Below are 19,587 nucleotides of genomic sequence, written 5' to 3'. Positions count from 1 at the left end.
GTTCCAAAGTGCCCTACTTCGGCCGCAACGTCGGTGCCGTCCAGACCGTCTCGAGCGTCATGGACGATGTCGCCACGAAGGCTCTCCCGCCCATCGTCAACGTCTCGGGCAAGGTCAACGTCAACGCCTTCAGCCCGCGTGACGGGAAGATCGACCTGAGCACCATCAACGAGATCGCACCCTCGCTGAACGCGGCGAGCAGAGCCCTGACGTCGGCGCAGAAGCAGCTGCGTCACATCGACGCCGGGTCGCTGTTGCTGCCCTTGCGGGGTCCGGTGAGCACGATCCAGTACAAGATCGAGTCGGCGAGGTCCGCAGCATCGGCGGGAGACCTCGCGGCGCGGCTGATGCCCACGATGCTGGGACAGAACGAGACTCGACGCTACCTTCTGCTCATCCAGAACAACGCCGAGACCCGTGCCACCGGCGGCATCTCCGGATCCTTCGCCCTCATCACGGCCAAGCGCGGCAAGCTCACCATGGGCAGGCAGGGCTCGAACCTCGATCTCAAGCCGTTCGCCAAGCCGGTCGTGCAGATGACCAACGACGAGAAGTCGGTTTTCACCGACCAGCTGGTCCGCGATCTCCGCGACTCGAACGTGACACCACACTTCCCCCGGACCGGGGAGATCACCGCTGCCATGGCTCGCAAGAGTCTGGGGGTGACCGTCGATGGCGTGATCTCCGTCGACCCGATCGCGCTGAGCCAGATCTTGGGAGGCACTGGGCCCGTCACGCTTGCCGACAAAACCGTCCTCGACCAGACCAATGCCGTCGAGATGCTCCTCAACACCGTCTACCTGCGCTATCAGGACAATGAGAAGCAGGATGCCGTGCTGGAGAGCGCGGCCCGCTCGATCTTCGACGTGATCAAGGCCGGTACCGGTCAGTCGAGGACCATCATCTCGGGCATGGTCCTCGCGGCGAACGAGAACCGGCTGATGCTCTGGTCGTCCCATCCCGATGAGCAGCGGGAGATCGCTCCGACGGGGTTGTCCGGCGTCTTCAGCGAGGACGGAGGCGCGAAGCCGCACGTCGGCGTCTACTTCGGTGACGGCTCCTCGACGAAGATGGAGTACTACCTCGACTACTCGACCCTCGCGAGGTCGACCCGGTGCCTCGTCGGCGGTGCGCAGGCAATCTCCACCAACACACAGCTGGTCTCGAACGCACCCACGGGCCTCCCGCTCTCAGTGACCGGTGACGGGAGCTTCTGGCCACGCGGTGAGATGCGCATCTACGCCTGGCTCTACGCGCCACACGGAGGCAGGTTCCTCAGCGTCCGTGTCGACGGCGTGCCACAGGTCATCACCTCGGCCCGCCTCCGAGGCAGGGCCGAGACGACGGTGGTCCTGACCATCAAGCCGGGGGAGGCCCACTCCATCACGACGACGATGATCTCCGGACGCGACCAACGCGACGACGGCGTGTTCTCCACGACCCCCGGCGTGCGGCCGACGCTCAACGACGTGCCGATACCGTCGGCGTGCAGCTGACGCGTGCTCAGTCGACCTGGGACGGCGGCTTCAGCACGTCGTCCGGGTACTTCTTGAGGTAGTCGCGCAGGTTGTCGTCCTTCAGCGCTTTGAAGAGCTCTGCAGTCTTGGCCTCCTCGAGCCGGACGATGTCGCCGAACTCCGGTATCGTCTCGGTGCCCGCGACCGGCGCTGTCAGGAAGATGACGTCCTTGGTCTGCACGCCGCGCAAGGAGAGCGCGAGCCCTCGCATGTCGCCGGAGGTCCACTCTTCGTCGACCGTGAGGTTCTTCGTCAGGGCGCTGACGGTGTTGATGAGCTTGACAGGGTTGGTCATGGTGCCCTTGGCGAGGACCTTCTTCATCATCGCCCGCAGGAAGTTCTGCTGACGCGCGATGCGGTCGAAGTCACCGCGTAGAAGCCCGTACCGAGTGCGCACGTACTGCAGAGCCTTGTTGCCCTTGAGCGTCTGCGTGCCGGCCTCCCACTGCACCTTCTGCTTGGGGTCGTAGAAAGCCTTCGGGATCGTGACGGGCACGCCGCCGACCGCGGTCGACAGGTCCTTGAAGCCCTCCCAGTCGATGATCGCGAGGTGCTTCATGCGCAGGTTGGTCAGGTGCTCGACCGTCGAGACGGTGCCGAGGGGACCGTACTCGGAAAAGGCCGCGTTGACCTTGTTCTGACCCTGCGGATTGCCTTTGGCGTCATAGAGCGTCGTGAAGGTGTCGCGGGGGATCGAGGTGAGGAAGGCGAACTTACGGTTGGCGGTGATGTGGACGACCATCAGCGTGTCGCTGCGATACTTGCCGGCTGGCCACTTCGCAGCCTTGGCGTCCTGCGCGATCGAGGTGTCCTGCGACTCGCCCTCGATCTTCTTGCCCTTGTCGGACCCGATCAGCAGGATGTTGAGGGCCTTGCCCTTGTCGGGGTCGGGGCGGTCCTTCTCCTTGAGGGTCTTGGTCGTCACCTTGGCGACGTTGTTGAACTTGCCGTTGAGCATGTAGGCGTAGGCACCGGTACCGGCAACGGCGACGCCGATCACCACGGCGAGCGCGACCAGCGCGAGCCACGCCTTGCGGTGGCGGCTGCTGAACCTCTGGCCGCCGGCGCGACGCTTGCCCGCGTCGCCGCCTCGTCGTCCGCTCATGCCAGCCATGATGCTCCGTCCGGATCAGATTCCCTCCGTCTCAGAGGGAATCTCAACTATTCTGCCGGGTGAGGACAAGCCGACCAACTCCAGTGGCGGTCATAGCTCCAGGATGAGCGTCGTCGGGCCGTCATTCGTGAGCGAGATTTGCATGTCGGCCCCGAAGACCCCCTCGGCCACCGGAGCGCCAAGCGCACGCAAAGCAGCGCAAAACGCGTCGTACAGAGGCTCGGCAACCGGCCCCGGGGCTGCCGCCGTCCACGTGGGACGTCGGCCCTTGCGGGCATCGCCGTAGAGCGTGAACTGGCTGACGACCAGGACACCCGCCTCGAGGTCGGCGGCCGACTTCTCATCACGCAGGATGCGCAGGTTCCAGATCTTGGCGGCAAGCCGCTGGGCGACCTCGATGCTGTCGTCGTGGGTGACGCCCAGCAGCACCATCAGACCCACCCCGATCTGGCCGACAGTCGTGCCATCGACGTCGACCTGCGCCCGGCTGACCCGCTGCACGACCGCTCTCACGCTGCCAGCGTAGTAGCAGGCGTGGTTGCTCATGACAGGCCGATAGAATCGAGGTATGCCGTTCGAAATACCGCCCGACCTTCACCCTGACCTCATGCCGCTGGCGTGGCTGCTCGGGTCGTGGCACGGCAATGGTCGCGGTGAGTACCCCACGGTCGATGCCTTCACCTACGAGCAGGACGTCGTCTTCGCGCACGACGCCCGGCCTTTCCTGCACTACTTCAGCCGGGCCTGGATCACCGACGACGAGGGGGCCCGGGTACGCCCGGGAGCGCTCGAGACCGGGTTCCTTCGCCCGGTCGGCGACGGCCAGGTCGAGCTCGTCCTCGCGCACGCCACGGGCTACGCCGAGGTTTGGTACGGAAACATCGACGGCCCGCGGCTCACGCTCGCGACCGACATCGTGGCGCGCACGTCGACGGCCCGCGATTACACCGCCGGGCACCGCATGTACGGGCTTGTCGAGGGCGACCTGATGTACGCCTACGACATGGCCGCAGAAGGCCATGAGATGCAGTCGCACCTGTGGGGGAGGCTCGAGCGTGTCTGAATCACCTACGCAGCCCACGAGCCCCCTGCTCGCCCTCCACGGCGCCGTGCAGGGCGATGCGCCCGACGGTGGTGTCGCGGCACATTACGGTGCGATCTCGGCCGAGCAGCGCCGGCTCATCGAGGGCAACACCTTCGTCGACCTGTCGCACCGCGACGTCTTCTCGGTCACCGGCGTCGACCGCCTCACGTGGCTGCACTCCCTGACGACACAGTTCCTCGAGGGTCTGCTTCCGGGGGTGCACACCGAGGTGCTCCTGTTGTCACCTCAAGGTCGCGTCGAGCACGGGTTCTCGGGAGTCGATGACGGCGAGACGTTCTGGGCACACACCGAGCCCGGCGCGGGCACCGCTCTCGTGGAGTTCCTCGATCGCATGCGGTTCATGATGCGGGTCGAGGTGGCGCTCGTCACCGACACCTGGTCGGTGATCGGCCTGCCGGGTCTGGACTGGAAGATCGTGCCGAGGCAGAGCCTCGCCGGGCTGCCCGCAGAGCTGGGCGACCCCGTCGGTCTGTGGGCGTGGGAAGCGCTGCGCATCGAGGCCGGCATGGTTCGGGTCGGGCTCGACACCGACGAACGCGCGATCCCCAACGAGGTCGGGCTTCTCGGCATCGCGGTTCACCTCGACAAGGGTTGTTACCGCGGGCAGGAGACCGTCGCGCGGGTGCACACGCTCGGGCGCCCGCCTCGCAGGCTCGTGCTGCTGCACCTCGACGGATCGGTCAACCACCTGCCGGCACACGGCTCCGACGTGACCCTCGACGGGACCCGCGTCGGCTTCGTCGGGTCCTCTGCGCGTCACCACGAGCTCGGTCCTATCGCACTGGCCGTCGTCAAGCGCAATGTCGATGTCGGGGCCACGTTATTGGCCGACGGCGTCAGCGCCGGGCAAGAGATCCTGGTCGATCCCGAGGCAGGTCTCCACGTCCGTCCGGTGCTCAAGTGATGTGCGAGCGAACATGACCGGAGAGCCGCGATGACGGCGGTGCACCGCTTCGCCATCCTCGCGGTGTGCACGGCAAACATCTGCCGGTCACCCATCATGGAGGCGCTGCTGCGGGCCGAGCTCGACCCCGAGAAGTTCGAGGTTGCCAGCGCGGGCGTGCAGGGATGGGACCGTGCTCCCATGGACACCATGGCGGCGATGGAGCTGATGCGACTCGGCCACTCGGCGAAGGCGTTCCGTTCCCACGCGATCGACACCTACCTGGTCGACTCCGCAGACCTGATAGTCACGGCCACGCGCAAGCACCGTTCGGACGTCCTCGCGGCCAACCCCCACGCGTTGCGTCGGACGTTCACGTTGGTCGAGTTCGCGGCGCTGGTCGAGCTGGTCGACGGCGACGGGCCGCGCGCACTGGTCGCGCAGGCCGCACGCCAGCGCAGCCTCGCCCCGCCCGGCATCGACATCGGCGATCCCTACCGGCGCAGCCCCGATGTTCATCGGCACACCGCCGACCAGATCGACGTGGCGGTGCGCACCATCAGCACCCGGCTCAACGCTCTCGTCGCCGCGGTGGGCTAGCGGGCACTCGCGCGCGTCGCCGACATTCGAATCGTGGGGTCGTAACTCCCGCCCGAGGCAATCGTTTCTTCTGGTAGGGGCCCACGACAGGCGCGGGTCTTGACGTCAGGCAGGGCAGACATGGACTACACACCAATCAGCGCCCGTCGCGTGCTGCTGGGGTTCTCCCTGACTGCGTTCATTGCGCTCGTACCGCTGTTGTTCCTCCTCTTGAAGTCCAACCCGCTGCCTGTCCAATTCCTCGCCGACGCCGACGGCGGCCACGGTCGTCTGGTGCTCGGAACCGGGAGCGTCATCGTGACGATGATGCTCGTCGGTCTGATCGCTCTGACGGTCACCGCCGCCAGTCGAGTGGTCCGGCGGCCGTCGCGAGCGTGAGCCTGGGTCTGCGGACTCCTGCCGCTCGGCCTCGACGTGGGCCGCAAGTACCGATCAACACGTTGTCGACCCGCGAGTCCGGCGCCGAGTGGCAGCGCCACTACGGCAGGCTCCTGATTCTGTCCGACGCCGTCGTGCTCGCGTGGGTCTTCCTGAGCAACCACTTGATCTGGGCCGCGGTCCCGGCATGGCGCGACGCCAACCCTGCCGGTTCCAGCTACTGGATCATGATCTCGATACTGCTTGCCGTGACGTGGCACGCGGTCCTCACTCTTGCGGGCACCCGTGATCCACGGGTGCTGGGCGCTGGGCCCGATGAGTACAAACGGGTCATCAACTCCACGATCGTGGTCTTCTCACTCGTCGCCTTCCTCGGCTACCTGTTCAGTCTCAATGTCCCCCGTAGCTACGTGTTGGTGTGCCTGCCGTTCGGCCTCGTCCTCCTCACGCTGAGCAGGTGGTCCTGGCGGCAGTGGCTGCTCGTCCAGCGGCAGCGCGGGCGAATGACGCAGTCCGCGATCGTGGTCGGCAACCTCGACTCGGTCGAGCACCTCACCGCCGTCATCGGCCGCAACTTGTCGTACGGCTACCGGCTCGTCGGGGCGTGCATCACGGGGCCCGACGCCCCCACGCACGTCGCGGGTGTCCCGGTTCTCGGTGGGGTCAATTGCCTGACGGCGATTGCCGTTGAGTCGCGTGCCGACGCCGTCATCGTCACGTCGTCCGACGTGACCCACCCCGACATGGTCCGCCGGCTCGGGTGGGAGCTCGAGGGCTCAGATGTCGAAATCATCGTGGCACCCGCACTGGCCAACATTGCCGGCCCGCGGGTCCACATCCGTCCCGTCGCGGGCCTGCCGCTGCTGCACGTGGAGCAACCTTCCTACCGTGGTGCCTCGCGGTGGGCAAAGGGACTCCTCGACCGTGCCGGTGGGACCGCACTGCTCGTCGCGTTCCTCCCGTTGTTCGTGGTCATCGCGGCCACGGTGAAGCTGGCGAGCCCGGGCAGGGTCTTCTTCGTCCAGGAACGGGTGGGCCTCGACGGACATGTGTTCGGCATGATCAAGTTCCGCACCATGGTCGATGGCGCTGACTCGATGCTTCAGGAGCTTCAGCCAGACTCGGGCAACGAGGTGATGTTCAAGATGCGCGACGACCCGCGAGTCACCCGGTCGGGACGCTTCTTCCGACGCTTCTCACTTGACGAGCTTCCCCAGCTCATCAACGTCGTGAAGGGAGACATGAGCCTCGTGGGTCCCCGGCCACCCCTGGTCGCCGAGGTGTCGGGCTACGCCCCTGAGGCCCATCGTCGGCTTCTGGTTCGTCCCGGCATGACCGGCCCGTGGCAGATATCAGGACGCTCTGACCTCGACTGGGAGGAGACCATGCGACTCGATCTCTACTATGTCGAGAACTGGTCGATCGTGGGCGATCTCCTGATCCTCTGGAAGACCTTTCGGGCCGTACGGTCGTCCGCAGGTGCCTACTGACGATCACGGTCACGGACGTCACGTCCCGCGAGTTTCACCGATCGTGTGGTCGACCGATATCGTGGGTGCTGCGCGAGTACGTGCCTGTCGACTGTGAGGTTGCACCGGTCCCGGCCGATCCGGTCCCGCGTCATCAGACACAGGAGCACCCATGACCACCGAAACAATCATCGAGACGCCGACGTTCGCCGATCTCGGCCTCGTCGAACCCCTCGTACGCCGACTCTCCGAGCTCGGCTATGAGACACCGACGCCCATCCAGGCGCGGGCGATCCCCACGCTGATCGAGGGTCGTGACGTCGTCGGCCTTGCGCAGACCGGCACGGGCAAGACGGCCGCCTTCGCGCTGCCCATCCTGCAGAAGATCGATCCGAAGAACAGCAAGACGCAGGCCATCGTCCTCGCTCCCACCCGAGAGCTCGCGCTGCAGGTCTGCGAGGCCATCACCGCCTACGCCACCAACATCCCCGGCATCCGGGTGCTCCCGGTCTACGGAGGCCAGGGTTACGGCTTCCAGCTCTCCGGGCTGCAGAAGGGTGCACACATCGTGGTGGGCACGCCGGGCCGCGTCATCGACCACCTCGAACGCGGCAGCCTCGACCTCACGGCACTGGAGTACCTCGTGCTCGACGAGGCCGACGAGATGCTCAACATGGGCTTCGCCGAGGATGTCGAGCGCATCCTGGCCAACACGCCCGAGTACAAGCAGGTCGCACTCTTCTCGGCCACCATGCCGCGGCAGATCCGCAGCCTCGCCAAGAAGTACCTCCACGACCCGGTCGACATCGCCACCCCCAAGGCCACGACCTCGACCGCCACGGTCCGTCAACGCTGGATACAGGTGTCGCACCACCACAAGCTCGATGCGCTCACCCGTTTGCTCGAGGTCGAGTCGGGCGACGGCATGCTGGTCTTCGTCCGCACGAAGTCGGCCACCGAAGAGCTCGCCGACAAGCTGCGTAGCCGGGGCTACTCCGCAGCTGCTCTCAACGGCGACCTCGTGCAGGCGCAACGTGAGCGAACCGTCGCGCAGCTCAAGTCCGGGGCGATCGACCTGATCGTCGCCACCGATGTCGCGGCGCGTGGTCTCGACGTCGACCGCATCACGCACGTCGTCAACTACGACATCCCGCACGACACCGAGGCCTACGTCCACCGGATCGGACGCACTGGCCGGGCCGGCCGTACGGGTGAGGCCATCCTGTTCGTCACGCCGCGCGAGCGCCGCATGCTCTCGGCCATCGAGAAGGTCTCCGGCCGACCGGTCGAGGAGATGTCCGTGCCGTCGGCCGAGGAGGTCAACGAGCGTCGCGCCGGGCGGTTCGCCACGGCCATCACGTCGAGCATGGGGTCGCCCCAGTTCCACGCCTTCCGCACGCTCGTCGAGGAGTACGTCAGCGAGAACGACGTGTCCATGACTGACGTCGCCGCCGCGCTGGCGGTCATGAGCCAGTCCGACAAGGAGTTCTTCCTGCGGCCCGACCCGCCGGCCGCACCGCCGCGCGAGCGCCGCGAGAAGCCGGCCGGGTTCGAGCGCTCCGACCGGTTGCCGTCCGAGGGGTCCGCGGTCTACCGCGTGGCTGTCGGCAAGCGCCACAAGATCGGTCCGTCCGCGATCGTGGGGGCGCTGGCCAACGAGGGAAGCCTCAAGCGTTCAGACTTCGGCAAGATCACCATCGGCACGGAGCACACGCTCGTCGAGCTCCCTGCCGACCTGCCTGACGCGGTGTTCGAGGCCCTCGCCAACACGCGCATCTCCGGCAAGCTCATCGACCTCCAGCCCGACGACGGCCCCCCGATCAAGCGCACCCGTGAAGATCGCAAGCCGTACGACAAGAGCGCGCCCGGCAAGAAACCGTATGCAAAGAAGCCCTACGAGAAGAAGCCCTACGAGAAGAAGCCGCACGAGAAGAAGCCCTACGAGAAGAAGCCGTACGAGAAGAAGGCACCGGGTCACACCGACTCGGCGTCCGGCACTCGCAAGCCTCGTCACAAGTAGTCACCCGACTGTGCGGAGGTAGTGCATGTTCCGGCTCGACAACACCTCCCAGAACTACGACTGGGGATCTGCGGCAGACATTCCGCGATTCATCGGCACGCAGCCGGACGGTACCCCGCTCGCGGAGATCTGGATGGGCACACACCCCCTGGGCCCGTCGGCCGTTCTATTGGGTGCTGCATCCGAAGGGGCAGGGTCCGAAGGTGCAGTGCCGCTGTCGGACGTTGCAGGTGACCTGCCCTTTCTGTTCAAGATCCTGGCCGCCGATCGGCCGTTGTCGCTGCAGGTGCACCCCAGCTCGGCGATGGCTCGCGCCGGCTTCGATCTCGAGGAGGCGGCGGGCGTGCCGCTCGAGTCGGCGGGTCGGACGTACAAGGACCCGCACCACAAGCCCGAGATGGCCTACGCCCTCACGACGTTCGACAGCCTCGTCGGCTTCCGCCCGACGGCCGAGATCCTGCGCGTCCTGCACGGCATCGAGTCGCCACTGACGCAGAGCCTCGCCGAGGACCTGCGCGCCAACCCCGGGTTCGACGGCATCGTCCGTCTCGTCGAGCGGTTGCTGACCGAAGACGTCCCCGACTCCGACATCAGGGAAGTCGTCTCGCGTTGTCACGACCTCGTCGAGCAGGGCATCGACATCAAGCGTGCCTACCTCACGGCAACCGAGATCGCCGACCACTTTCCGACCGACATCGGCGTGGTCATCTCTCTGACGCTCAACCGTTTGACCCTGCAGCCCGGCGAGGCCGCGTTCCTCGGCACCGGCATCATCCACGCTCACCTGCGCGGCATGTGCCTCGAGATCATGGCGTCTTCGGACAACGTCCTCCGCGCCGGGCTGACGTCCAAGCCGCTCAACCCCGAGGGCCTCGTCAAGTGCCTCGACAAGGGCATGTCGCGGCTCGCGAGAGTGACCCCCGAACCGTTCGGCTTCTCGACCGATGTCTTCAGCCCCGATGTCGAGGAGTTCGCCCTGGCCGTCAGCCAGTGCTCGAGGGCCGAGCCCGGAGGCACGCTCCTGCCTCCAGCGCCCCGGCGCATCGTGGTGTGCACGGGCGGCGAGGTCGAGCTGGTCAACGCGAGTGGCCAACGACTGACCCTCACGCGTGGGCAGTCGGTCTACGCCGGACCCGACGACGGCGACCTCCACGCGGTCGGCATGGGCGAGGTCGCGCAGGCCTACACCCCGACGTCCGACACCGTGGTGGGCGAGCTGATCGACCTGATCCCGGCGTTCCGCGAGCGGCACCTCAGACGAGGTCGGTCCGACCGCGGTCCTTCAGGGCGGCGACGACATCCTTGACGCGCTGCGCCTGGTCACGTGTCGTGACCAGCAATGCGTCTGGGGTGCGGACGACGACCACGTCGTGCAGGCCGACGACCGCGATCGTGGTGCCGTCCTCCGCAATGGCAAGACCGTCGGCGTCGATCCATACCGTCTCCGGTGATGAGGCAGCCCCGATGTCCTGCAGGGCGGCGAAGTCGCCGACGTCGTCCCACGTGAAGGCGCCCGGCACGACGGCCATGCCGCCCTCGAGCGACACCGGCTCGGCAATGGCATGGTCGATCGCGATCTTCGTGAGCGAGGGCCAGGTGGAGTCCAGCACGTCCTGGCGTGCTGACGTGTCCCAAGCACCAGCGATGGCGGCGAGGCCGGCGTGCAGCGTGGGCTGGAGCCGGGCGAGATGTTTGAGCAGGACGTCGGTGCGGGTGACGAACATGCCACCGTTCCAGCTGTACGAGCCACTGGCGACGTAGGCAGCCGCGATGTCGGCCTCCGGCTTCTCGACGAACGTGGCGACGGCGCGGGCCGAGGTGGCATCGACGACGTCCAGGAGGTCGCCCGACTCGATGTAGCCGAACGCGGTGGACGGTCCGGTGGGGGTGATGCCGATCGTGGTGACGAGCCCGGTCCGGGCGACCGCCACTGCCTGGCCGACGGCCTCCGCGAACGACACCTGGTCGTCGATGACGTGGTCGGCCGCAAACGAGCCGATGACGGCCGACGGGTCCCGTGCGCCGATCACGGCTGCCGCGAGCCCGATTGCCGGCATCGAGTCGCGGGGCGAGGGCTCCACGAACAGGCTCGACAGCTCGGGCAGCTGAGCCCGGATGGCGTCGGCATGGGCCGCGCCGGTGACGATGTGGATGCGCTCCGGCGGGATGAGGTCGACCAGGCGGTCCCAGGTCTGCTGCAGCAGGGAGCGTCCCGAGCCGTCGAGGTCGAGCAGGAACTTCGGGCGGGATGCACGCGACAACGGCCACAGGCGGGTGCCGGCCCCGCCTGCAGGGATCACGGCGTGGAATGACTCGAGAGGAGAGGAGAAGTCGGGCACCCGGTCATGGTAACGACGCAGCAGAGCCGCCTGCCGTCGAGACGAGGATGGAGAGGGTCAGCCCGTGCCCGGCAATCCATTGGCGCGGCACCCCGTCGGTACCCGTACAGGTCGTGCCGAGGCCTGTCAGTTGACCTGCACGTCGATCACGAGAGGGCTGTGGTCGGACGGGATGGGGGTGACGAGCCGCCCTGACCTGATGTTGACGCCGTTGCGCCAGCCGAGAACGCGGGTCTTGCCGGGCCTGACCCACACGTGGTCGACGTGGTCTCCCCAGCGATAGCTGATCGTGGGCGTCGTGCGAAAGCCGTTGAAGCTGTTGAGGTGCTGACGAGTCAGCGTCTGTGCCAGGTCGAACGCGTCGTAGTAGCCGGCAGCGTGCATGACGTCGGCGACCGAGTCGACCGCGCGGTTCTTGTGGGAGTTGAAGTCACCGAGGTAGACCACAGGGAGCCTCGCGGGGTTGGCGGTCGCCATCTCGCGCAGAAGTGTGTTCATCTCGATCTTGCGCTCGGCTGATCGCTGTGAGGAGTCCCCCGAGACAGTGTGAACGTCGGCGAACATCACGTGCTGCCCGGTCGCGCGATCGATCAGCTCGGCCCACACGGCCCAACGGTCGTTGCCGTCGTGCCTGCCGAGAAAGATGTCCCCGGTGCGCTCGCACGTCGCCGGAGCGTCGGGCGCGCACACCGCGAGGTTGAAACGTGATGAGCGGAAGAACAGCCGTTTGGCACTCTTGTAGCGAGCCAGCGCGTAGCCCGCGGGGGTGGCCAGGTAGCCAGCCTCTTGGGTGGCAAGGACGTCGGGGCGGTACAGGGAGACGCGTTCGAGCGCGCCCGGCTGCCGTTGCGAGAATCCGCCGCACAGTTGGCTGCAGACGTTGTAGGTCATGACCCGGTAGCTCGGCCCGCTCACGGGGCCGTGCGCGCGGATCGTGGTGTGACCGACGCGCAGTGACTTGTTGCCGACCTTGCTGCCGTTGCGTCCACGCACCTGGACGAAGTAGTCGGCGCCGCGCACGAGATCGGTGATCGTGCGACTGCTGCGTCCGGAGGACAGCTTCTTCGCGTTTTCCATCGTGTAGTGGCGAGACAGGTAGATGTCGTAGCGCGTCGCCCGTAGTGCGTCCGGCCAGTCGATCGTCAGGCTTGCCGACGATCCGCTCAGCGACGCCGCCGTGAACGACACCAGCCCCACCGTGCTCGGCGATGACGCAGCGGCGGCCGGTTGGACACCCGCGAGCACGACTGCGCCAGAGGCGAGGGCGATGACCAGGGCGCGGGCACGAATAGATGGCATACGGACGGTCTGAAGACGGATCCTGTGGAGTCTGTCGGTCAGCGGACGGAACGTTCGCATGCGGGCAACCTTGCTGACGGGAAGTGGCTTGGCCGAGCGGACCAGTTCCAGGAGAGTAGGTGAACAATTCACCGCGTGTGAGCCAAACGGCGCGAACGCCTAGGGTGCGGGGTGTGGAAGTCCTTGCAGAGATCGTCCGTTCCGGCATGGTGGAGAGTCGTCACCGAGGGGTCGTCCTGGGGGTGGACCGGGCCGGCGACGTCACCTGGTCGATCGGTGATCCGGGCACCGTGGTGTTTCCGCGATCGTCCAACAAGCCGATCCAGGCCCTCGGCATGTTGCGGGCCGGCCTGCCGCTCGACGGCCGGTTGCTCGCGCTCGCGACGGCCAGCCATTCCGGCGAGCAGATCCACCTCGACGGGGTGCGGGAGATCCTGATGCTGGCTGGCCTCGACGAGTCGGCGCTCCAGACGCCCCCGTCGTACCCGCTCGACCCACACGTGCACGCCGACTACCTCCGCGCCGGCGGGGTGAAGGCACCGATCTGCATGGACTGTTCCGGCAAGCACGCCGCGATGCTGCTCACGTGCTTCACCCGTGGCTGGTCAACCGTCGACTACCTCGAACCGTCGCACCCGCTCCAGCAGGAGATCACCGCAACATTCACGGAGGTCACCGGCGGGCCGCCGTCGGTCGTGAGCACCGACGGCTGCGGTGCGCCGCTGCTGGCGACGCCCCTGCAAGACCTTGCCCGAGCCATCGGAGGCATCGTGCAGAGCCCGCCCGGCAGCCATGGCGCACGGCTCGTCGAGGCGATGAGGGCGCATCCGGAGTACGTCAGCGGCACAGGGCGCGCCGAGTTCGCGTTGATGAGGGCATTCCCAGGCCTCGTCGCCAAGTCAGGCGCCGAGAGCGTCTACGTCGTAGGCCTGCCCGATGGGTCTGCGTTCGCCCTGAAGATCGAGGACGGTGCCGAGCGGCCTATGTATGCGGTGATGAACCGGGGGCTCGAGCTGGCCGGGCTCGATGCACCGCTGCTGACCGAGAGGCCGGTTGTCTTGGGAGGCGGCAAGCCCATTGGCGAGCTCCGTCTGACCTTCTGACCTGCGGGGATGCACTCTGTGACCCACATCGCAAGCCATCCTGCTTGCATTTGCTAACTTTTGCAAGCACCATGGAGTCATGGCCAAGCTGAGCATGCAGAAGACCGTCGAGGGACTTGGCGACTACCTGCGTGAGCAACGGGGTCAGGCACAGATGTCGCTACGACAGCTGGCCGAGCTCACGGATGTGTCCAATCCGTACCTCAGCCAGATCGAGCGGGGTTTGCGCCGACCTTCGGCAGAGGTCCTGCAGCAGATCGCCAAGGCGCTGCGCATCTCGGCCGAGTCGCTCTATGTTCGCGCCGGCATCCCCGATGCCGACGAGAGCGGAGCGCGCATGGTCGAGGACGCCATCGCCCTCGACGATCGCCTCACCGAGCGTCAGAAGACCGCACTGCTCGACATCTACCGCTCGTTCGTCGGAACGGACGAAGCGTCGGACACCGAGCTGGCCGCCACAGTGACCGAAGCCAACCAGGAGGAAATATGACCATTACCGACACGATCAACGCCCAGGTGAAGTCCATCGTCGACGACGTCAAGGCTCTGCAGGACACCCTGAAGAACCTCGACGTCTCCGATGTGCAGAAGCAGGCTCAAGCCATCGTCGCGACTGCCCTGAACACCGCCACGACCGCCTACGCCGATCTGACGAAGCGCAGCGAGAAGTTCGTCGAGCAGGCCAACAGCAACGTGGAGGACTACACCAAGCAGGCCAGGGACTTTGCTGATGAGGCCCAGAGGCTCGCCGAGCAACTCTTGACCGACGCCAAGACGCAGGTCACGAAGGTCACCGGCCGCGTCGAGGCCAACACCTCCGGCAAGGCGAAGGCTGCTGCCGCCAAGGCCGACGTCATCGTCAAGAAGACGCCCGAGCCGGCCAAGCGCGCCTCAGCCAAGAAGGCTCCTGCCAAGACGACTGCTGCGAAGAAGACGACGGCCGCCAAGACGACCGCTGCGAAGAAGGCGACCCCTGCCAAGACGTCAGCTGCGAAGACAGCGACTCCTGCCAAGACGTCAGCTGCGAAGAAGACGACGGCCGCCAAGACAGCTGCCACGAAGGCGCCGTCCACGAGCGCGCCGTCCACGAACGCGCCGTCCACGAGCGCGCCGTCGACCAAGGCCTGAACCACCGCACGAGACGAAGCGGGTCCCCGTCCGGGGCCCGCTTCGTGGGCGTTCGGTAGCCTTCAGTCGTGCTCGAACTCGGCTCGGTCCAAGGAAGCCTCTCCCTCATCATCGGTCTCGCGCTGTTCGTGGTGAAGGCCTTCGCGCTGGTCGACTGTGTGGGGCGTCCGGCGTCCAAGCTCGAGAGCCTTGACACCTTGCCCAAGCGGACCTGGCTGATCATTCTCGTGCTCGCACTGCTCGGCCACATCATCAGCGGGTTCAACCCACTCGGACTCCTGAGCCTCATCGGCACGGTTGCTGCGCTTGTCTACCTCGCCCAGGTACGCGGCTCGTCGAACTGACAGTGAGTCCGTCGAAGGTCGAGCCCCCTCAGCGGCCCGGTCGCGCCGGGTGAAGCCATCGCGTGACGATGACGCGGAGCACGGCGAGGTCGTCGTCGGGCGAAACTTCCGGATGCATGGCACGAATGACGCGATGGGCGGCGACTAGCCCGCTGAGCCACCGCGCGGTGGCCAGCATGTGCAGCTCGCGATCGATCGATCCCTCCCTCGCCGCCTCGACACACAGGCCAGCGAGCGTGTGCTCGAGCTCGACGGTGACGGGTCGGTCAGGGTTGTCGGCGTAGTGGTCGATCATGTCGAGGAGCCGGTCCCAGGCGGTGTCGATCATGGTGTCCTCCTCGTCACGTGCAGCCGGGCGAGGTGACCCCTCGGGCAGCCAGATCAACCGATCGTATCGACCTTCGGGGGCTTCGGCGATGACGCCTCGGGCCCTTCGCCTGACCCAAGCCTTGGTGCTGTCCGTCGTCGCTGTGCTGCCTCGCGACGACATCGGCTGACGTGTAGAACATGTGTTCGATATGACGTACCCTCGCGACATGGAGGACTATTTCCAAGGGTCGCTGCTCGACGCCGGCCAGGTCACCGCGATCGGTGACCTCGGCGCCACGGTCGAGCGCACGATGCTCACCCGCGGTGCATGGGTCGACTCACGGCCTGGGTGGATCAGTGGCTCCGACGAGCTGTTTCTCCGGCTCCAGGCAGCTGTACCGTGGCGCGCGGAGAGCCGCGAGATGTACGACCGCGTGGTCGACGTACCGCGGTTGCTGTCGTTCTACGGCGCTCGCGACGCGTTGCCCGATCCGTTGCTCGCCGACATGCGCGAACGGCTCGGCGACCATTACGAGGCAGAGCTGGGCGAGCGGTTCGAGACGGCGGGGCTCTGCCTCTACCGCGACGGCCACGACAGCGTCGCATGGCACGGCGACCGCATCGGGCGAAGTCGCGAACGTGACACCATGGTGGCGATCATCTCGCTCGGCTCGGCGCGGCGCCTCTCCCTGCGTCCTCGCGCCGGCGGTCCGCAGACCAGCTTTTCGCTCGGACACGGCGACCTCATCGTGATGGGGGGTTCGTGCCAGCGCACGTGGGACCACGCCATTCTCAAGACCGCCAGGCCCGTCGGTCCCCGCATCAGCATCCAGCTCCGTCCGCGAGGCGTCCTCTGACCTGCCCCGCCCACCTCGGTGGCGGTGGGTTAGCGTCCAAGACTCGGCCGGACGTCGACGGATACACACCGCCGGGCGAGCTGCAAGGCGAGTGCTTCACCTCGGCTCCACGTGGCCACAGGCAGCAGTCGAGCGATGTGGCATCCACAACGTCGAGCTGCGGCCTGTCCTCGAGCACGCGGGTGGATGTGAATGGATGTATGCCCGCACCAAAACGCATCCCGGACGACCTGCTCCACGGCCCCTTCACCCCGGCCATGGCCCTGGCGATGGGTATCTCCGAAAAGGTCCTGCGGGGAAGCCGATTCGTCCGACTCTTCCCGTGTGTCTGGGTGCACGTCGACCACCCGATGACCAATCTGGACTGGATCGTCGCGTCCGAGCACGCCATGCCAGAGCGTGCACAGCTGAGCCATGTCAGCAGGATCCAGAGGCTCGGGCTTGACTTTGGGCAGCTGCGACCCTTCCACTTCACGATCGCCGGCGATCATCACCTCACGATCGCCGACATCTTCCTCCACCGCACCGAGCTCCTGCCACCGCTGGACGAGGGTGGCGTCACACCGGCCACGGCCTTCATCCAGCTCTGTGCAACAGCGCGGATGATCGACGCGATCATCGTTGGCGACTGGCTGCTGCGCGGCGGCCACCTGTCGGTGCTCGAGGTGGCCGAGGTGGCGCGGCGGGACGACTGGCGGCCCGGTGCGCGACAGGTCAGGGCGGTCCTGTCGCATCTCGATACGGGATCCCGGTCGCCCAAGGAGTCGGAGTCGCGCGCTGTTCTCGTGTTCGCGGGGCTACCTCGGCCGGAGGTGAACAAGAACGTCCATGACTCCTGCGGCGCCTTTCTCGGGTGTGGCGATCTCGTCTACCTGCTCTGGAAGCTGCTCGTCGAGTACGAGGGGCGCCAGCACGAGGGTGACCTGCACCAGTGGAACATCGACATCGATCGCTATCGCGGGTTCCGCGACGAGGGCTGGCAGTACGTCCAGGTCACGAGCGAGAAGTTGCGGACCCCCAAGAAGCTGGTGTCCGAGGTGTTCGCTCAGCTCGTCCGCGGCGGATACGACGGCCCGCCCCCTGTTTTCGCCGCCCGTTGGAACGCACTCTTCGGCCCCATCGTCGTGCACCGCAACTCACCGCAGAGGGCGGCGGGCTAGCGTCCAAGACGGTCTACGTCTTGGACGCTGATCCACCGCCGATCTGCGGGGGTGGACGCTGATCCACCGCCCGGGGTTATTTCTTCCCGCGGTTAGCGCGGTTGCGCTCGGTCGCGTCGAGGATGATCTTGCGGATGCGCACGTTGGCCGGGGTGACCTCGACACACTCGTCCTCGCGGCAGAACTCGAGCGACTGCTCGAGCGACAGCTTGCGCGGCGGAACCAGCTTTTCGAACTCGTCGGCGTTCGACCGGACGTTGGTCTGCTTCTTCTCGCGCACGATGTTGATGTCCATGTCGTCGGCGCGAGAGTTCTCGCCGACGATCATGCCCTCGTACACCTCGGTGGCGGGCTCGATGAACAGCGTGCCGCGCTCCTGGATGTTGGTCATGGCGTAGGAGGTTGCGGCTCCGGCCCGGTCGGACACCAGAGAACCCGACGGGCGCGTCGAGATGTCGCCGGCCCACGGCTCGTACTTCTCGAACGTCTGGTGCGCGATGCCCGTGCCGCGTGTGTCGGTGAGGAACTCGGTGCGGAAGCCGATCAGCCCACGGGCCGGGACGATGAACTCCATGCGCACCCATCCGGTGCCGTGGTTGATCATCTGCTCCATGCGGCCGCGCCGGACGGCGAGCAGCTGGGTGATCGTGCCGAGGTACTCCTCGGGAGCATCGATCGTGAGGCGTTCCATCGGCTCGTGCAGCTTGCCGTTGATCTCCTGCGTGACGACCTGCGGCTTGCCGACCGTGAGCTCGTAGCCCTCGCGCCGCATCTGCTCGACCAAGATTGCCAGTGCGAGCTCGCCGCGGCCCTGGACCTCCCACGCGTCAGGACGCTCGGTCTCCAGGACCTTGAGCGACACGTTGCCGATGAGCTCACGGTCGAGCCGGTCCTTGACGAGTCGCGCCGTGACCTTGGTGGCCTTCTCGCGGCCGGCGAGCGGAGAGGTGTTGGTGCCGATCGTCATCGAGATGGCTGGCTGGTCGACCGTGATGAGCGGCAGGGCGACGGGGTGCTCGGGGTCGGCCAGCGTCTCGCCGATCGTGATCTCGGGAATGCCCGCGATGGCGACGATGTCGCCCGGGCCAGCGCTGTCGCCGGGGATGCGCTCGAGCTCCTTCGTGACGAGGAGCTCGGTGATCTTGACCTTCTCGGTGGTGCCGTCGTGCTTCATCCACGCGACCTGGGCGCCCTTCTTCAGGGTGCCCTCGAAGACTCGGACAAGGGCGAGGCGACCGAGGAACGGCGACGCGTCAAGGTTGGTGACGTGAGCCTGGAGCGGCGCGCCCTCGGTGTACTCGGGGGCCGGCACGGCGTCCATGATCGTCTGGAACAGCGGGATGAGGTTCTCGCTGTCGGGCATGCCGCCGTCCTCGGGCTTGTTGAGCGAGGCGCGACCGGCGCGGGCTGACGCGTAGACGACCGGGAAGTCCAGAGCGTTCTCGCTGGCACCGTCCTCGAGCAGGTCGAGGAACAGCTCGTACGTCTCGTCGACCACCTCGGCGATGCGCGAGTCGGGGCGGTCGACCTTGTTGACGACCAGCACAACCGGCATGTGAGCGGCGAGCGCCTTGCGCAGCACGAAGCGGGTCTGGGGGAGCGGGCCTTCTGACGCATCGACCAAGAGGATGACCGCGTCGACCATCGACAGGCCGCGCTCGACCTCACCACCGAAGTCGGCGTGGCCGGGGGTGTCGATGATGTTGATCAGCAGGTCCTTGCGACGGACCGCGGTGTTCTTGGCGAGGATCGTGATCCCCTTCTCGCGCTCGAGGTCCATCGAGTCCATGACCCGGTCCTGGACCGCGCCCTCCTCCTGCTGGTGCTGGGTGTAGGCACCGGACTGCAGCAGCATGGCGTCCACGAGCGTGGTCTTGCCGTGGTCGACGTGGGCGATGATCGCCACGTTGCGGATGTCGTCACGCGTGGGCACAGCGGTACTCCGATGAGAGACGTACGGGG

20 protein-coding genes are annotated in these 19,587 nt (G+C 66.7%); 14 read left to right on the top strand and 6 right to left on the bottom strand.

All coding sequences use genetic code 11. The features are described from left to right. Nucleotides 1–1,496: DUF4012 domain-containing protein (locus tag H7290_RS07455; RefSeq protein ID WP_290513392.1), on the top strand; the 1,496-nt coding region annotated here is incomplete at its 5' end. A gap of 7 nt (nt 1,497–1,503) precedes the next feature. On the opposite strand, the gene H7290_RS07450 is transcribed toward H7290_RS07455, so the two are convergent. After that, the gene (locus H7290_RS07450) at nt 1,504–2,622 is read right to left on the bottom strand and encodes an LCP family protein (protein ID WP_290513391.1); all 1,119 of its coding nucleotides are present in this window, start codon (nt 2,620–2,622) and stop codon (nt 1,504–1,506) included. A 99-nt stretch (nt 2,623–2,721) separates the two neighbouring features. Continuing rightward, nucleotides 2,722–3,144: a D-aminoacyl-tRNA deacylase gene (gene dtd / locus H7290_RS07445; RefSeq protein ID WP_290513390.1), complete on the bottom strand. Its 423-nt coding sequence runs from the start codon at nt 3,142–3,144 to the stop codon at nt 2,722–2,724. Between the two features lie 55 nt (nt 3,145–3,199). Here dtd and H7290_RS07440 point away from each other — a divergent pair, with 55 nt between their 5' ends. From H7290_RS07440 to manA, 7 genes are all read left to right on the top strand, one after another. Next, the gene (locus H7290_RS07440; RefSeq protein WP_290513389.1) at nt 3,200–3,694 is read left to right on the top strand and encodes an FABP family protein; all 495 of its coding nucleotides are present in this window, start codon (nt 3,200–3,202) and stop codon (nt 3,692–3,694) included. After that, nucleotides 3,687–4,640: a glycine cleavage T C-terminal barrel domain-containing protein gene (locus H7290_RS07435; RefSeq protein WP_290513388.1), complete on the top strand. Its 954-nt coding sequence runs from the start codon at nt 3,687–3,689 to the stop codon at nt 4,638–4,640. Before H7290_RS07440 ends, H7290_RS07435 begins: the two co-directional genes overlap by 8 nt. A gap of 30 nt (nt 4,641–4,670) precedes the next feature. Continuing rightward, the gene (locus tag H7290_RS07430) at nt 4,671–5,219 is read left to right on the top strand and encodes a protein tyrosine phosphatase (protein ID WP_290513387.1); all 549 of its coding nucleotides are present in this window, start codon (nt 4,671–4,673) and stop codon (nt 5,217–5,219) included. Nucleotides 5,220–5,339: 120 nt separating this feature from the next. Next, nucleotides 5,340–5,597 carry a hypothetical protein gene (locus tag H7290_RS07425; protein WP_290513386.1) on the top strand — a complete coding sequence of 86 codons (258 nt, stop codon included), beginning with the start codon at nt 5,340–5,342 and terminating at the stop codon, nt 5,595–5,597. Beyond that, entirely contained in the window at nt 5,594–7,087 is a 1,494-nt protein-coding gene (locus H7290_RS07420) for a sugar transferase (RefSeq protein ID WP_290513385.1), read from the top strand. Before H7290_RS07425 ends, H7290_RS07420 begins: the two co-directional genes overlap by 4 nt. A gap of 151 nt (nt 7,088–7,238) precedes the next feature. After that, on the top strand, nt 7,239–9,086 hold the full coding sequence (locus H7290_RS07415) for a DEAD/DEAH box helicase (protein ID WP_290513384.1): 1,848 nt from the start codon (nt 7,239–7,241) through the stop codon (nt 9,084–9,086). Between the two features lie 25 nt (nt 9,087–9,111). Then, nucleotides 9,112–10,392: a mannose-6-phosphate isomerase, class I gene (manA, locus tag H7290_RS07410; RefSeq protein WP_290513383.1), complete on the top strand. Its 1,281-nt coding sequence runs from the start codon at nt 9,112–9,114 to the stop codon at nt 10,390–10,392. Here manA and H7290_RS07405 read toward each other — a convergent pair. Together H7290_RS07405 and H7290_RS07400 are read right to left on the bottom strand one after the other, a co-directional pair. Continuing rightward, the gene (locus tag H7290_RS07405) at nt 10,340–11,425 is read right to left on the bottom strand and encodes a mannose-1-phosphate guanylyltransferase (RefSeq protein ID WP_290513382.1); all 1,086 of its coding nucleotides are present in this window, start codon (nt 11,423–11,425) and stop codon (nt 10,340–10,342) included. The genes manA and H7290_RS07405 overlap by 53 nt on opposite strands. Nucleotides 11,426–11,551: 126 nt before the next feature. After that, nucleotides 11,552–12,724, bottom strand: coding sequence for an endonuclease/exonuclease/phosphatase family protein (locus tag H7290_RS07400; RefSeq protein WP_290513381.1), 1,173 nt, complete (start codon nt 12,722–12,724; stop codon nt 11,552–11,554). 173 nt (nt 12,725–12,897) lie between these two features. On the opposite strand from H7290_RS07400, the gene H7290_RS07395 reads away from it, so the two are divergent. From H7290_RS07395 to H7290_RS07380, 4 genes are all read left to right on the top strand, one after another. Beyond that, entirely contained in the window at nt 12,898–13,827 is a 930-nt protein-coding gene (locus H7290_RS07395; RefSeq protein WP_290513380.1) for an asparaginase, read from the top strand. A gap of 79 nt (nt 13,828–13,906) precedes the next feature. After that, entirely contained in the window at nt 13,907–14,317 is a 411-nt protein-coding gene (locus tag H7290_RS07390; protein ID WP_290513379.1) for a helix-turn-helix transcriptional regulator, read from the top strand. Beyond that, on the top strand, nt 14,314–14,955 hold the full coding sequence (locus H7290_RS07385) for a hypothetical protein (protein ID WP_290513378.1): 642 nt from the start codon (nt 14,314–14,316) through the stop codon (nt 14,953–14,955). Before H7290_RS07390 ends, H7290_RS07385 begins: the two co-directional genes overlap by 4 nt. A gap of 68 nt (nt 14,956–15,023) precedes the next feature. Continuing rightward, entirely contained in the window at nt 15,024–15,299 is a 276-nt protein-coding gene (locus H7290_RS07380) for a DUF2516 family protein (protein ID WP_290513377.1), read from the top strand. Between the two features lie 28 nt (nt 15,300–15,327). Here H7290_RS07380 and H7290_RS07375 read toward each other — a convergent pair whose 3' ends face one another. Further along, entirely contained in the window at nt 15,328–15,627 is a 300-nt protein-coding gene (locus H7290_RS07375) for a hypothetical protein (RefSeq protein WP_290513376.1), read from the bottom strand. Nucleotides 15,628–15,835: 208 nt separating this feature from the next. Between H7290_RS07375 and H7290_RS07370 the strand changes: the two genes are divergently transcribed. Both H7290_RS07370 and H7290_RS07365 read left to right on the top strand, forming a co-directional pair. Next, nucleotides 15,836–16,465: an alpha-ketoglutarate-dependent dioxygenase AlkB gene (locus H7290_RS07370; RefSeq protein WP_290513375.1), complete on the top strand. Its 630-nt coding sequence runs from the start codon at nt 15,836–15,838 to the stop codon at nt 16,463–16,465. A gap of 200 nt (nt 16,466–16,665) precedes the next feature. Then, nucleotides 16,666–17,625, top strand: coding sequence for a hypothetical protein (locus H7290_RS07365; RefSeq protein WP_290513374.1), 960 nt, complete (start codon nt 16,666–16,668; stop codon nt 17,623–17,625). A 76-nt stretch (nt 17,626–17,701) separates the two neighbouring features. Here the strand turns inward: H7290_RS07365 and typA are convergent, their stop codons facing one another. Next, complete coding sequence (gene typA / locus H7290_RS07360) at nt 17,702–19,558, bottom strand: translational GTPase TypA (protein ID WP_290513393.1); 1,857 nt, start codon at nt 19,556–19,558, stop codon at nt 17,702–17,704. Nucleotides 19,559–19,587 lie beyond the last annotated feature (29 nt).

Source organism: Aeromicrobium sp. (assembly GCF_014378035.1).
In the GTDB taxonomy this organism is placed as follows: Bacteria; Actinomycetota; Actinomycetes; order Propionibacteriales; family Nocardioidaceae; genus Aeromicrobium.
This window is presented reverse-complemented; position numbering and strand designations above follow the sequence as displayed.